Origin of the sequence: Mycoplasma sp. CSL7475-4, assembly GCF_024834065.1 — a bacterium.
Classification (GTDB): Bacteria; Bacillota_I; Bacilli_A; order Mycoplasmatales; family Metamycoplasmataceae; genus Mycoplasmopsis.
On the sequence record NZ_JANUYA010000001.1, the window covers coordinates 19,067 to 35,364 of the forward strand.

The 16,298-nt window shown below is 30.5% G+C and carries 11 protein-coding genes; all 11 read right to left on the bottom strand.

Annotated features, from left to right (window positions below):
* Positions 1-14: 14 nt before the first annotated feature.
* Positions 15-1,391, bottom strand: a complete 1,377-nt coding sequence (locus NXS15_RS00105) for an MSC_0618 family F1-like ATPase beta subunit (protein ID WP_259289846.1) — start codon at positions 1,389-1,391, stop codon at positions 15-17.
* A complete protein-coding gene (locus tag NXS15_RS00110) occupies positions 1,391-2,929 on the bottom strand; it encodes an MSC_0619 family F1-like ATPase alpha subunit (protein ID WP_259289847.1) in 1,539 nt (512 codons plus the stop codon). Before NXS15_RS00110 ends, NXS15_RS00105 begins: the two co-directional genes overlap by 1 nt.
* A gap of 10 nt (positions 2,930-2,939) precedes the next feature.
* A complete protein-coding gene (locus NXS15_RS00115; protein WP_259289848.1) occupies positions 2,940-5,081 on the bottom strand; it encodes an MSC_0620 family F1-like ATPase-associated subunit in 2,142 nt (713 codons plus the stop codon).
* A complete protein-coding gene (locus NXS15_RS00120) occupies positions 5,074-5,544 on the bottom strand; it encodes an MSC_0621 family F1-like ATPase epsilon subunit (protein WP_259289849.1) in 471 nt (156 codons plus the stop codon). The genes NXS15_RS00115 and NXS15_RS00120 overlap by 8 nt, the downstream gene beginning before the upstream one ends.
* 1 nt (position 5,545) lies before the next feature.
* Complete coding sequence (locus NXS15_RS00125) at positions 5,546-6,439, bottom strand: MSC_0622 family F1-like ATPase gamma subunit (protein ID WP_259289850.1); 894 nt, start codon at positions 6,437-6,439, stop codon at positions 5,546-5,548.
* Positions 6,440-6,441: 2 nt separating this feature from the next.
* Positions 6,442-6,969, bottom strand: coding sequence for a DUF2714 domain-containing protein (locus tag NXS15_RS00130; protein WP_259289851.1), 528 nt, complete (start codon positions 6,967-6,969; stop codon positions 6,442-6,444).
* Positions 6,959-8,434 (bottom strand): MSC_0624 family F1-like ATPase-associated membrane protein, encoded by a 1,476-nt coding sequence (locus NXS15_RS00135; RefSeq protein ID WP_259289852.1) that lies wholly within the window; start codon positions 8,432-8,434, stop codon positions 6,959-6,961. Before NXS15_RS00135 ends, NXS15_RS00130 begins: the two co-directional genes overlap by 11 nt.
* 20 nt (positions 8,435-8,454) lie before the next feature.
* Positions 8,455-11,070, bottom strand: a complete 2,616-nt coding sequence (gene mip, locus NXS15_RS00140) for an Ig-specific serine endopeptidase MIP (protein ID WP_259289853.1) — start codon at positions 11,068-11,070, stop codon at positions 8,455-8,457.
* A 12-nt stretch (positions 11,071-11,082) separates the two neighbouring features.
* On the bottom strand, positions 11,083-13,407 hold the full coding sequence (locus NXS15_RS00145) for a putative immunoglobulin-blocking virulence protein (protein WP_259289854.1): 2,325 nt from the start codon (positions 13,405-13,407) through the stop codon (positions 11,083-11,085).
* Positions 13,408-13,689: 282 nt separating this feature from the next.
* Entirely contained in the window at positions 13,690-15,849 is a 2,160-nt protein-coding gene (nrdE, locus tag NXS15_RS00150) for a class 1b ribonucleoside-diphosphate reductase subunit alpha (protein WP_259289855.1), read from the bottom strand.
* Complete coding sequence (nrdI, locus tag NXS15_RS00155) at positions 15,842-16,297, bottom strand: class Ib ribonucleoside-diphosphate reductase assembly flavoprotein NrdI (protein ID WP_259289856.1); 456 nt, start codon at positions 16,295-16,297, stop codon at positions 15,842-15,844. Before nrdI ends, nrdE begins: the two co-directional genes overlap by 8 nt.
* Position 16,298 lies beyond the last annotated feature (1 nt).

Sequence of the window (16,298 nt, forward strand, 5' to 3'; positions counted from 1 at the left end):
GTTTTTAAGTATTATTAAAGACCTAATTCTTTATCTGTCGGTATTTTTAAAGCTGAACCCACATATGAGAAAATTTCAGGACTTTGTTTTAAATATTCACCATTAAGTATTTTTTGAACACTTTTTACGGTGTCTTTCAATTTAACAAATTCACCTTTTGACTTAGTAAAATGTTCAGTCATAAAGAAGTTTTGAGTAAAGAAGTTTTCAAGTTGCAATGCTTTTTTAACAATGATTTTATTTTCGTCATCTAATTCATCAAAACCTAGTATCAAGATAACATCTTCAAGGTCTTTATACGCTTTTAAAATTCTTTTTGTTTCAATGATTGCGTCAAAGTGCTCTTTACCAATAATTGTTTCATTGACTGAGTTTGATTGACTTGCTAATGGGTCAAACGCTGGGAAAATATTTTTTGCCGTTTGTGCTCTTGATAAAACCAAATTACCATCAAGGTGGTTGAAAACAGCTACGGCTGATGGATCTGATAAATCATCCATTGGTAAAAACATTGTTTGGAATGAAGTTATTGCCCCGTTTGCATTTTTAAACATACGGTGTTCAATGTTGGCAACATCACTTTCCAATGTAGATTGATATCCACCAACAGAAGGTTTTTTACCTAGAGACGAGCTAACTTCGTTTTCGGCTTGAACAAAACGATAAATATTGTCAATAAACAATAATACGTCTTCTTTTTCTTTATCTCTTAAATATTCAGCGGCTGTGATTCCAATAGGAACAATTGACATTCTAGCCCCTGGAGATTCGTTCATTTTTGAAACAAACATGATTGAATTTTTCAACAAATTAGACTCTTTTAATTCGTTATATAATTCAATACCTTCACGTGAACGCTCCCCTGAACCAATAAAAATATTGCTCGTTTGTTTACTTGCATTATTAACGTTAAAAATTATCTCTTTCATTAACACGGTTTTACCAACACCGGCACCACCGAAAATGCCCATTTTGTAACCTTTAATAATTGGGATAAAGAAATCGATTGCTTTAATTCCGGTTTCAATTAGTTCAATTTTAGTATCAATGAATTTATCTCTATTGATTGTTGAATTCATTTCTACATAATCAGGCTGTTCTATTTGTGGTAAAAGAGGATAGCCGGTGAAACTGTAAATATTATTTTTTGATTTTTTACCCACTGGTACCATAAAGCTTTTTTGAGTATTGAATACTTCATCAGACATCGAGATTGGTTGATATGTATAAATAACAATAGCTCTGACAGTTGTATCGCTTAAAATTCTTTTTACCAATAAGTAAGTTTTACCTTCGTGTAAAGTTAGCAAAGTATTAACTTTAGGTAATTCTCCACCTTCGAATTGAATTTCAATAACATCTGAGTTAAATTTAATAATTTTTCCAGTCATTATTTATCTCCTAACATTGACGCAATTGATGAAAGATACTCTTTATCAAATTCAATAAATTTATGTTCAACTTTAATGTTTCAACCTAAATTTAAGTAATCTGAATATTGTTTTAGAGCAAATGCAAAAAAGTTTTTAACAATATTGTCATCATATTTATTAGCACTTGAAATGATTTCGAATGTTTCTTTAGCCTCTTTATTCGTGTCAATTAATTTGTTTAGAAAACTCATTGCTTTTTGTTCGTCTCTAACACCTTTGAATAATCCTCAAGAAATTATTTTTGAAGTTAAAATAATAAATCTATTCGAGTATAGAGAATAACCTCTCTGTGTGAACATTTTTTCAATCATTTTACCTTTTGAAAGCAATAATGATGTTTCAGCATTGAACTCGTAATCTAGTGTTGCTAATTTTAAGTGACGTTTATATTTACGGTAAATTTTACCTATCTCACCAGCAACTTTTGTTATGGTGTGGTTTTGAACACTCGAACCGGTTCTCGATACTGATAAATCAATATTGATAGCTGGTAATTTTCCGGCTGCGAATAAATCTGAACTAGTCACAACTTGACCATCTGTAATTGAAATAATATTCGATGAAGTTAATGAAGTAATGTCGCCATCAATAGTTTGTAATATTGGCAATGCTGTAATAGTTTTACGTCCAACAAAGCTTCCCGATCTTTCCAATAATTGCGAATGAGCAAAGAATATATCACCAGGCATCGCTTCTTTACCAACTGGTGCATCTGAAAGCAAAGCCATTTCACGGAATACGTTTGCGTGTTTGGTTAAGTCATCAAAAACGATTAAAACATCATCGGTTTGTGAAATATTTTCTGCGTGTGCCATACCAACATATGGAGCTAAATATTGATCGTATGTTGATGTCGCAAAAGCATCAATAATTATTGTATTTTTCAAGGCATTATGTTTTTGTAAAGTTGAATATACACTAGCAATTGTTTCTCTTTTTTGACCAATAGCAACATAGATACATTTGACATTTTTATTAGATTGATTAATTATTGTGTTAATAGCAATGTGTGTTTTACCGGTTTGACGATCGCCGATAATCAATTCACGTTGACCTTTCCCGATTGGTATCAATAAGTCAATTGCAGGAATACCTGTGTAAAGTTGTTCATTTAGGGTTTTTACACTCATCAAATCGTGTGCAAGATTGAATATTGGACTTGAAAATTGAGTTGGTGAAAATGAAGGTTTTGCCATCGCAGTTGGTAAGATAATGTTACCTGCTACGTCAATAACTTTTCCAAAATACGATTGTGAGGTAAAAACATTGAAGTTTGTGTCTAATAATTCAACTTCATCGCCAACTTCTAATTCGTGTTCTTCATCACTTGATAGTAAAATAGCACTTTTGCTATCAGCATTAATTAAAATAAATTTAATATGAGGTTTATTTTTAGCAATAAACATCTGTTTTTGTGAGTAATCAAATTTGCCTTGAATTTCTACCATGTAGTCAAAAATAGATGTAATTACTGGGTTTTTTGTAATTTTAGCCATGTTTTCCTTTCTATATTAGCATTAGCAATACACCGGCAATCATGACGCTGAGTGCAATTCCTAATAAAGTGATATATACGTTTCTTAATTTTTTTTGTTTGATAGTTTTTATGTTTAGAGAAATTAAGATAATAAATAGTGCAAAGACCAGTGAACCCAACACAAGTGTTGAAATACCAAGTTGCTTTTTAATATTCTCAACTTTCGCTTTTCTTTCGCCGTTTTGTTTCAATGCTTCTTGATATGCAGCATCATATTCTTGATAATTGCTATCGGTTACTTCTACCGAATTGGCCAATGTTCTTAAGATAGCAAAGTTTTTGCGCACGCCACTAACTTGATTTAAATATTGATTATATCAATCGTCAAGATTACGTGGTTTTGCTTCGGCATTTGCTTTTAATAAAGAAACATCACGAGTGGTTTTATTGAAAAATTTATCAATTGTGGCAATTGTGTAATCGGTATTGTTATTAAGTTTAGATTTAAATTCTTTGTTCATTAAATCAAGGTTTTTAATGATTATTTTTTTATTCAATCTAAATACATCGACCTGGTATCTTTGAACAAAAGTATCATATGCCTTAGGAATTGCAACCCAAGTTTTTGAATCGTTAAATCTAGTTGCAGAAATAAATGAAATAAACATTAATCTTGCCTGTTTAGCTACTGCCTTAAAAGATTTTTCGTCAGTAACATTATTGATTTTTTGTCTTCAGTTTTCAATTTCTTTTTCTTGTTCATTAACAAATATGTCTGAATAAATTGATTTAACAAATAAATCAACCATACCAAAAAAAGTATTAGCTAAAACTGAGTCACTTAGTTTTTTATATTCAATATTTTCGTCTAAGCCCAGTGATTCATAGAAACGCAATACAGTGTTTTTTATTGATTCTATGTTTGTGTAACGAATTTTTTGTAATATAGGATCATTGTTGTTTGTAAAATTGAATTCAACGTTATATACACGTTTTAGATTAGGTTTACTTTTTTCAAACACAGCAACTTTTGCTTGCCCATTTTGAACTGCTTCGACTTCATATTCAAAACGTGTATTGATTGGGTTATTGAAGAAGAACACACCTTTTGCCTTAGAAATAGCTAAGGCATTTAATTCAGCCAGTGATTTGTTTGCGTGTTCAGCACGCACAAAGGGAACTAAACTTGGGATGGCTTCAGCAATAGTATTTGGTGGTACCACTTCAGGTTCTGAAGGTGCATTATCATTAGGCACTAATGGTGGCACATTGGGTGGTGATGTTTGTTCTTGTTGTTTTTGTTGTTCAGGAACAAATTCTTGGTTTTGTGTTAAGTCAAAATCAACAAAACGTGGCTTAATTTTTGCTACTATATAGCTATTTCACGAGTCAAAACCTTTTGGTGTTGTTACACTAAAACCATTGAATGTAACTGTATCTTTTGTTACTTTTTCGTGTCTTAATTCAATATCTTTATCAAGCAATAAAACGTCAGACTCATTGAAAGAAATTTCCATCGATCTTTTCAATAATTCATCGGTATATTTACGAATAGTTTTTTCGAAAAAATCTCGATCGGTAAAGTTTTTTTCATTTGATGTCTGAACCTTAATATCAGTCTCAGGATTAGATACGACTCTTTCGTATTTAGCATCAACATCAGTCACGCTCTTAGCACCAAAAATTACATTATCGTAAATTTTTCCGTTATATTCAACGCTACCACGATCATATAATCTCAATTTAGACACTACGTTTGGAAATGTAATGTAAAATCCATATTTATCAGGATTTTGTTTAATATCATCTTTGTTTGCTTCAAAAAAATCTAATAAAGCATAAAGATAAATTTGTTTTGAAAGCGACTTACGGTACTCTATCTTGTCGTCGTTTTTAAGTTTTAAAATTTCATTTTTAATTGCTCCAATGACGACGTCAGGCATTTTGGTCAATGCCTCGTTAAGTCTTTGGGTAGTGAAATTTTTAAAGGTTGAAAACGAAGGGTCATAATCTTTTGGTTGTTCGACTGTGCTATTATCAAATTCATTAGAATTTTCTGTGGAACTAGGTTGATTACTGCTTCCACCTTCACCTACACTAATAACTGCTAATGGCAATGAAAGTGAAGTTATTGAACCTAATGAATAAATGAATCTTTTTTTTCTACTCATTATAGACTCCTTCATATTCAATTAAAGAAAATTCTAACAACATTTGCACTTCAAATTTTTTTTGTTTCAACTCGTAGAGTTTAGCAACTTCATCAAGTTTAATACCGATATTTTGACTTGCTGATAGATAATTAATTTGGGCATTTATTGCTTTTAATTCGTTTTTAAATCGGTTTTTTTCAAAATTATTTTTATCACTGACCATTAACTTAATATTAGAAAAAGTGTTGATTATAATACAGTCATTTTCGACAACAATATTAGCGTTTTCGATAAACAAATAAAAATCAGGTTTATTGTTAGATTTTATTTTAATTAAAGTCATCTCGTAGCTAGCTATAGAATCATTTTTTATAGTAATTCATTCACCAAATTCACTAATATTTAAATATAACATTGCGTTTTTGAAATTTAAGGAAACATTTGAAAGCGAGTTAATTTGAATGTTAAATTTATTATTCATTTTACTCCTCTCTTTTTTTTCTGAAGAACATAACAATGTCTTCGATTTCTTTTTCACGTTTATATTTAATTATTTTTTTGTTTAATTTAAGAATATCTTCATCCAATTGTTTAATAATCTGGTTCGTACTAATTAAATTATTTTTAGCGTTATAAAAATACGATTCAATGATTAAAGAGTGGATAGCGTTTGATAAAAATATGTTTATTTCATTATCAATAAATTCCTCTAAATTAGGGTAAATTTCATATTTTTTAACCGGTTTTAAGATTGGTTGTTTAACTTCATTTGATAGTTGGTCAACATCAAAGTTTTCTAACGGAAGAACTGTAAAAGCGTTTTTAAAGTTTTTATTGGTATTGATAACAAAACGAACACTGTCATAGCCTTCATCAATATAAAGATATTTAATTAAAAAAGTCAATTCTTTGGCAATATTCATTTTCGCTTCATTTTGTTTAAATGATTTAATTAAATTCAACTTATTGTTATCGACAAAATCAATAGCCTTATCTCCAATTGCTATAAAATCGGCTTGAACTTTTTTCACATTTTGCAAAATCATTTTTTCATAACGTGTGTACGAGTCTGTTGAGTGTTTTTGTTCTTCAGTTAAATAAATTCACAACTCACGTTTTTTACCAAATATCTTTCTTAACATTTTGCTAACAAAAGCATTAGTGAATGATTTTTTCTGAATAAAATTGTTTTTAATATTGTATTCTTTGCGCAAATTGGTTATTAAATTTTTGTTTGTTAAAGCATTATCAACATAAAACCTTAGCTTTTTGTTCAGCTTCATAATCTCAATCAACAAAATATTTTTATCATTATTAACACGAGTATAGATGTTTTCTAAACTCATTTTTTTCTGTTCAATTTTCTTAAAATGCATAGTTATTCCTTAATTGTTGATAGCATTTCTTTGCTAAATGACAATTTCAAATTATTAGATTGTTTCGAACGATACAAAATCGTATTAGGAATAACTTCTACAAAACCACCTTTATCAATCAATTTATCTATTTCTTGATTTAATTTAACTAAGTATCTTGAAACTGAAAGTTCAGGGTCGTGAGAAAGAACAACAACATCATTAGACGATGATTCTTCTTTAGTTAATATTGGCAATAAAATATGTTGGCTAAATTTAATTATTCTGCCAAAACTGATAATGAATTTATTAAAAATAATGTCATATTTTTTGCTAAGTGCTAATTGAACTCTCTCTTCGATAGTTTTGAAGACTTTAGATTCAAAACCTTCGCCAATCGAAAGTAATATTGATGCGTGCAATTGTTGAAAAGAAATAAAATTTTTGCTTTGTCTTTTTTGTTCGTAAGCATCATACAAATTGAATAATGTTAATTCAGTTTGCAATTTTAGATTATGAAGTTCTTTTTTGGAAATTTTGCTATTTTTCATCTTTTACCTCGTTTTTATAGATTGATTTTGCGTTGTTGATTTTGAAAATTACTATTCAGAATTGTGCGATTGCGGCAATTAAGAATGCAATAGAAATACTTACCTGAATAATTGCGAATATTTGCGGAATACTTAAACTTGAGTTAATGAAACTTAATTCATTATTGCCATTTGATATTAGCAATTGAGAAAAGCTAAATATGCTTAAAACGATAACGCTAATAATTGTCAATAAAATAATGAAAATAATACTTGTTTTGGCTGGTGAGTAATTCTTATACATAAATATCGCAAGAATAATAAGCGAAGAAATTATTGAGCTAAATAAAACGATAAGGTTAATTTTGGTATCAGTTGATTTCAATGAAAAAATTGCAAATGCTAGTCAAAGAATAGTATTAAATGAGGCAAATATCAATGTGTTCATTAAAATCCCTTTGTTTCTAAATTTAGGAATAACATTGATAACAAAATAAGTTACAAAGAGTAGAACAGGAACTAAAATAAATAGCAATGATAAATAATTATTAGTTTTAACTTCCTCATCAAAAATGTTTCTTGTTGTTTTTAGTAAAGTCATTATTCTGATGCTTCATAATAGTAAAGCGAATAAAATGATTAGATTGAATAATAACTTTTGTTTTAAGTATTCTTTAGAATATTGCTTCAATATTAAAATATTAATTTTATCGTAGATAGCAAAGAAGAAAACAAGTGAAAAACCAACAAATAGAGCAATGATTATTGCTAAATTTGCTGCTTTTTTGACCTCAAATAGGTCTTTAAATCAATTAGCAAATTTATTGTCTTGTAATAATAATTTTCCACTTGAACTTCAAGCAAAAAAGATTGTTATTGCGATGATGAATAATGCAAATTTAAATACTTGGGAAATGATTAAAATATTGCGATTACCACCGTTGATAGGATCACTTTTTCTTTTTAGATAAAAATTAAATATTGAGTGTGTAAAATCACTTAAAAATGTAACCAATAATAAGACAGATGTTGCAATAAAGGTGTCTTTAGTGATAAACGAATGAAAGAAGAATAACAAGAAAAATGCAGTCAATGAAATCAGTGTATAAGATATAAATCAAGGTCAATAATATTGAACTTTTTCTTTGTTTAACCTTAAATCTCCAAATGCTTTTGAAAAAGGATAAATGAAGACGAAAAGCAGTAATGTCATTCTAATAAAAACAATAGCGTTTATCTCTTTATAACTAGCGTTGGTGCTATTAAAATAAATTCCGTAGTTATTTTTTACACCACTAATTTTTTCAATAATTTCAATACTTAATAAGGTTTTATCTGCAAAAAGAAATAACAAAAGAGTTGTGATAAAAAGCAAAGATATCAGTACTCATTGGTAAATTTTAGTCGAAATATTTCTCTTTTGTTTATTGAGCAAAGACTGATAATCATCATAAACACGCTTATTATCAATTTTAGTGTCTAACATGTCAAATTCCTTTCTGCAAGCTATTGGGTTGCTTTTTTATTCAATAAATCTTGTGTATTAAATTTGAATTCATCAGGAATGTCGTTGTCTGATACACCATTAGCGAACAATTGTGTTTTGAATTGACCACCATATTTTTTCTGTAGTGCTTGTCTATATGAAGTTTTTTGATCTCTTCCGCCACCATAGATTAAGTCATATTGCTCTAAATTGTATTTACCATAAGCGCCTCTATAATCTCAACCTTCAGATCTAAATGCAGCAACAAAATCTGTACGTGCATCTTTGATAATAGTGCTGTGAACGCCAACTAATCTATTGTCTTGATTTCTAACACTCGAGCCAGATGAACCACCAATCGGAACAAAGTGTCTTAGCATGTATTGAAGACCTGAGTTAAAATATTTGTGAGAATGATAATTATCATCAAGAGTTGTGTAAATATTGTTTCCACGAATTGGGCTAACAATAAAACCATCGTTTAAACCAGGTTTATCAATAAATGAACGATAACCAATTTGGTAACTTAAGTAATTTCCTCTATCCAATTTTTCTTTTGGTGTACTTGGTGTTCCGCCTTCCGAAGTTGGCACACTGTAGTAGAATTGATAATCTGAATTTATTCATAGACTTTCGTATGAGTCTTTTACTCTATATTGATCATGATCGGCATATTTATCTAGGAAGAAATCTTCGGTTGATCTTGGGTAACCTAAAGCAAATAGTTGATCTGTTTGTTTAGGTTGAACACCTTTTCTAATAACTAAATCATAATTAATTTTTTCATAGTCTTTTAGATATGAATTTCCAAGGAATTTAACTTTTTTGCTTTCGTCTAATTCTGCATAATTATTAGTCATAGCACGAGCTAAGTTTTCAGCTCAATTTCCTGAATTAGCAGTGACAAAATCATTGCTTATATCATTGTTATTATTTCTAAGAGAAAAAGTATTCTCAGTATCTAATTGTAGTTTTGAAAAATCAATTTCAACCACTGCAAAATCAATCATTTCTTCAACGCCAGCATACTCTTTTTTATCTTTTTCATCAAGGTATTCAGTTGGAGATGATTTTAGATAGTCAGTACCATCGTAAATTCTTGTAACAGCTTTTTTAACATTTGGACCACCAAATATATATGTGTCAAAATGAGGATCTAAACCGTTTATTTTTAATTTGGTATTTAAACCAACTTCAGGCGATGACTTAAGAATGGTAATTCCAAAACCAGTGAAACCTTCACGTTGAAAAATTCTTGCCACGTGTGAGTTTGTACCAAAATATCATTTAGTTGGGTAGCCACCATTTGCAGGTTTTGCGTAATCTAATATTCACATTGTTCCTGATGAACTAAGATAATTTCTGGCTGAATTTTTTTGTTTTTCAAAATCCTGGATTTCTTTTTGTCAACCGGCTATAACCGCATCAAAAGTTAATTTTTTAATATTTTCTTCAATGTTTCTATTGATTTCATCGATTTGATTTTGATAACTAGCTCTAATTCCGTCTTTATCTCTCTCTGCTGTTTCGGGGTGTTCTAAAGTTTGTTTCAATTCGTATTTAAGATATTCAATTTTTTCTTTTTCAATATTGACAAGAGCTTCTATGTACTCTGCTAATCTTTGATTTTGATTATTGTTTTTTCACTCAGTCATTTTGGCAATTTTTGCTTGCAATTCATTTATTTCGACTTCAAAATCATTGGCGTATGTAAAACTTGCTGACACAGTTTGATAGGCAATATCTCTATATTTTTCATTTGGCAATAAACGAGCTAACCCGATTGATTGGAAAATATTTCTATCACCTAAAAAGTCTGTTTTTGAGTATTTTGTCGGAACTGAACCAGAGTGGATTGATAAACCGCCAAAACTACCATCAGGATTAAATTTAGGCAAGGTAAATCCTTTATAAACTCCATCCTCATATGTTGGTATTTTCGCTTCGTCGGCTAAATCATTGAATTTTTGTGCATAAGAAGGGGTGTAATTTAATTCTTCACGCACGCTGTTTTCTGGTTGATCGTGATATTGGTGTTTCAATTCGGTTAAATATTCTTCATTATCTAATTTGTATCTTTCCATTTGGTTAGAATTGATGTATGTGTTTGTTACAACATTTTTTGTTGAATCAAAAGGAATGTTCCCATTACTGTCTGCGCCGTAAGCTGTCTTTTTAAAACCGCTTAAATCAAAACTCTTAATAATGCTTTTTGTTTTGTCTTTTTTATCAGTAATTTCAATGCTAAATTGAGCTAAACCAGTAATATTTGCGTCCGCTGCAGTATTAACACCTATTAAGTTAAAATCAAAATTATTTGCTAAATTATTTTTAAAAGTTAAGTGCACTAAATTAGTAGCATCTTTTGACAATGATAGAGCATCAATTTCCGATCTACTTAAACTTGAATCAAATCCAAAATTAGCGTCAAATAATTCATCAAAACTTAATGATGTTAAATTATCAAAAGAAACATCTTTTGAGTTATTTTGTGTTTGTGTTGTTGGGGGATTTTTTTGTTTGTTATTGTCGATATCGCTTACACTGTCACTTTTTGCACAAGCTGCAGCAACCATTGGAGTTGTTGCTGATATGCCTAAAAGTGAAAGCATCAAGTATCATTTTTTAGTTTTCATATTTTCCTCTCATTATTGGAATTCAATTCCATTGTCAATTTCAACATCGAAACCAGCGCCGCGTAATCTATTAATTAATGATTCGCTGTTTGGAATATCCGCTGAAACTAATACTTTACCTGGAAATAAAGGATCTTCATTTCTAGCTAATTCTCTAAAACGTGCTAAATTAGCAATTGCTCTTGAGTTAATATCTTCATTGATTCTAAAACCGATAGTCGTAGTACCATTTGAAAATTTAATTTTTGGTCTCATCCCTGGTGCTGGTGGAGCGAAGTTTTCTAGTCCTGGTGAATCTAAATCTTTTGCACCAATTTCAAAATATTTATCATTGTTATAGAATGTTGCTCTCCAAATTTTACGTGGAGCATTACTTTGTTTAATTTGGTCCTTAAATACTAAGCCGTGTAATGATCTAATTTTAGGCACTCTAGTGAAGTCAAGTCCAGTTGGATAATTGTTGCCACCTTCATTGTGGTCCACATCTAAACCTGGTCCATACCCACCTTGGAAGAAAGGCTCGTTATTACGAGCATAATATGCCATTCTTAAACCTAGATTTATTCTTTCGTATGGATATTGTGAGTTTTCATCGTAATCTTGGGCATCAAAAGCTAATGTGTCAAATGTAATACGTGAAATTGCGGTGACATTATTAGCAAATTCTGAACTAACATTGTAGTCATTGGTATTGATTCACTCAGTATTTCTAAGTGAAAGTGGGTTAATACTTCAAATATCAAGTAGAGAATTACCAAGTGTGTACAATGCCAATTCTTTAATTCTTTTGTTTTCTAATTCAATTAGAGAACCAGTGTTTGTTGCCCGATCACTAAAGTAAAGTTCAAGCTGTTGTATTTCGTTTGGCAATTCTCTAAGAATAGGTTTGAATGCTTGGGCACTATCATTTTCACCCATATTTTTTATTCTGTACGAAACAACATTAAGATTTTGTTCTTTAACTCTTCGAATTAAACGAATAGTTTTATCATAACCGGCAGTATTGGCTGCATCGATTTCTAAAACCAGTCCTTCGTTGATTTGTTTAGGATCATCAATTGGATTATTTCTTTTCATTTGAATGATTTTTACACCATCGCCATAGGTTACAATATCTCTAAATGCTTTGTGAGTACGAGTAACATCACTGCTACTTCAACCTGGATAAGTCCCGTTTTTGATATCTTCTGGGCTTCTGTTTCATTGAGTATCATAACTGAATACACGACGAGTAAGGTTATCTCTTTTTAATCTCGAAATTGTGCCATTAAATTCATCAGGCAGATTTCAAACACTTGACTCCAATTCTCCGTTTTCAGTGAAATATGTTTCACGTGGGTCTAAAACATAACCTTGTGCTAAGTATTTTTCGGCAGTAGCAGAGATTTTAGTGAATTTATTAAAATCTAGATGTTGATACAATCAAACATATCTTCATTGCTTGCTACCTTGAAAATCCATCGTGTCATATTGTTGTTTTCCTTCATCGTTAAGAAATTCTTTGACCTTATCACTGTCGAATAATCTGCGTCATTTTCAAAATTCTTTATCTCAATATGCTTGGTTTTGTCCAATAAAACTATCTATGTTTTTGGCGTTCTTATCTTGGATTTCGCTTATATAACCAACCAAAGTTTTGATTCCCGATCCATTAATACCAACCGGTGAGTCTTTTGCTTGTTTAATAACACCTTCTCTTAATTCATTAGTAACATCTACGTGAATAATTTTACCGACAGTGTTATTTTGATAAGGGTTGGGGTTAGTAATTTTGTTACGCACATCATAGTTGTAAACTTGACGTCTTCTTGGTAGTTCAACCTCTGCGTGAACATCAACACCCGCTATCGTTATGTTAGTTAAGTTGTCTTCGTAGGCAACTTTTTTATCATCATCAAGTATTTGAACATCCGGCTTTGGTTGTGGTTTAGGTGTTGGCTTAATTTCAGGTTTTGGTTTTGGTTTGGGTTGTTTGGGTTTTGGTTTTGGTGGTTCGGGTTTGGGTTTTGGCTCTGGTTTAGGTTCAGTATCTGTCTTTACAATTTCAATCTTTTTAGGTGGTTCGGGTTTGGGTTGTGGCTTTGGTTTTGGTTTTTCAATAGGTTTTTCTATTTCTCTAATGTTATTATCAAGGATAGATCTAACGGTATTTTCTAAATCTAAATTATCTTTGGGTATGAATTTTTCATTAACTTTTGCATTGCTTTGATAATCGATTGAATCTGCGGGTTTTGACGTGCTGAAATATACAGTTGTTGTAACAACTGAGGCTATTGTGACAGTCGATAAAAGCGAAAGAGCTATTTTTTTTGTTTTTTTGTTTTTTAAAAATTTCATTTTTACCCCATTAATATTAGACTTATAGAATATATAGATATTTTATTACTAATTAAAATAAAAATTATATCAAAAACATTTTTTTAGGCATTTATTAATGACGAATTAGCATTTTTTATGATAAACACTTAAAAATAAGAACACTTTAGTTATTTGATAATTTCTATACACAAAATAAAAGTATAAAAATATTCTGTTGTTAATATTTTACACCTAATATTGAATTTAAAAAGATGCAATATGAATTGCACCTATAAAATGTTTAATATTTATGATGAGCGATTAAATCATGCAAGATTCACACTCAAGATTTTCACTACCTTCTAGCACTTCTTGACGAACTCTAACGTAGTAAATTGAGCTACATTTTTTACTAAATGCTCTAATGTAGGCTTTATTTAAATCTCTGGTTGTTGCTTTGTCTGTCATAAACAAAGTTAATGATATTGCTTGGTCTACATGTTGTTGCGCAGTTGACACCAAGTCAATTATCGGATTAGGTCCTAGCTCATAGGCACCGTCTTGATAAAATTGAATATTTTCGTTGTTTATGTTGTATGCAGGTACATAAACTCTACCAACTTTACCTTCTTTACGAACTTCAACAGGAGCTACTACAGGTTGAAGCGAAGGGGTACATGAAGATAGGTATGAAATACTTCCTGTTGGCGCAATCGCCATTAGATGAGAGTTGGCTAAACCATATTTTTGAATTTGTTTATCTAATTCAATTCAATCAGCTTTTGTTGGTATTTTTACTGAATATTTATTGAAAATATCAGCAACTTCTTGTGTTTTAGGAGTAAATTTGTCATTTTCACAAGCAGTATATTTCTCTAAATATTTACCGTTGGCGTAATCTGATATCTCAAAGTCTTTGAATTTACCTTTTTCACGTGCTAACATATTTGATGCCTTATAAGCATAATAAGCAACAGTGTAAAAGAAAATGTTAGTAAAGTCCAAAGCTTTTTCAGAATTGTAATAGATATTGTGTGTTGCTAAAAAGCCGTGCATATTCATTGCCCCTAAACCTAAGGCGTGATTTTTATTATTACCATTTTGAATACTTGGCGCTGATGATAAATCAGCAACACGTGAAACAGTGTCTAGTGCTCTAATTGATCGTTGCACAACATTTTCAAAATCAGTGCCAGATTTCATAAGTTTATCAATGTTTAAACTTCCTAGGTTACATGAAATATCTTGACCTAATTGTTTGATTGTTAAATCACTGTAATAATCGGTTTCAGTTGAAACTTGTGCAATTTCTGAACACAAGTTAGACATTACTATTCTTCCTTGTTTTCGATGTGCGTTATTGGCATTTACTGTATCATCAAAAAGAATATATGGGTAACCTGATTCGAAATGAAGTTCTGAAATTGTTTGGAATAATTTACGAGCACTAATAAATGTTTTTTTAATTTTTGGATTAAATAATAATTCATCATATTTTTCAGTAATTGAAATGTCGCTCATTGATACGCCATAATAATCTTTGATATCTTTGGGCGAAAATAAAGCCATATCTTTATTTTCCTTAGCTAATTGGAATGTAATATCAGGCACAATTAAGCCTAATGATAATGATTTAATTCTTATTTTTTCATCAGCGTTTTCACGTTTTGTATCTAAAAAAGATAATACATCTGGGTGGTGAACATTTAAATAAACCGCACCAGCACCTGGTCTTTGTCCCAATTGATTAGCATAACTAAATGAGTCTTCTAATATTTTCATTACAGGAATTATTCCAGATGATTGATTTTCTAATTTTTTAATTGGTGCACCAAACTCACGTAAATTTGTTAGACACAAACTGACTCCGCCGGCTCTTTTTGATAATTGTAATGATGTTGAAATTGCTCTCGCTATTGATTCCATATTGTCTTCGACACGCAATAAATAACACGATACATACTCGCCACGTTGTTTTTTACCAGCGTTTAAAAATGTTGGAGTTGCCGGTTGAAAACAACCATCAATGATATCTTTGATTAACGATTTTGCAAGCTCAATATTGCCATCGGCTAATAAAAGAGCATTCATCAACACTCTGTGTGAATATGTTTCTAAATACTCACTCTCATCAAACGATTTCAAACAATATGTTGAATAGAATTTAAAAACTCCCATAAAACTAGGAAATTCGTGTTTTAAACTCAATGCGTAATCAGTCAATGAAAGAACATTGTCAAGGCCATATTTATCGATTAAATTTTGCTCGTAATAGTGATTTTTCAATAAAAAATTCAGTCTTTGTTGTTCATTTTCAAACTTTCTTGTTTTTGGTTCTACGTGTGAAATTAAATACCTTTTTACTGCCTCTTTATCTGCACTAAAATCATGTTTCCCATTGAATTTAATTCCTGCAATTGCGTTTAAAGCAATATATTTGTCGTCTTCATCATTCAATTTATTTTTTGTCTCGTTATTCATGTTTTCCTCAAAAATTAATTAGTGTTTTTTGCACATTTTCTACGTCCGCTTTTGTCCCTCTCAACTCATATTGATAAAGCAAAGGAACTTTTAATTTATTTGAAATTATTGGACCTGCAATAGCGTAGGTATCATTAAAATTGGTATTGCCTGAGCTGATAACACCACGGCAATGTTTTCTATTTTGCTCGTTGTTTAAAAATTGGATTACTTGTTTAGGTACGGCACCCTCACGAAATTCCCCACCGCCCGAATAGGTAGGGCAAAATAATACATAATCAAAATCAACACTGATTTTTTCCTCAATACTATATGGTATAGCAGTTGATTTAAAACCTAATTTGTTTACGAAAGTTTCTGTATTTTTAGTATTTGTTGTGAAATAAACACAGTGAATTTCACCTTTTGGTTGAATAACCTCATCTAATTTAATGTAATCTTTGCTCATA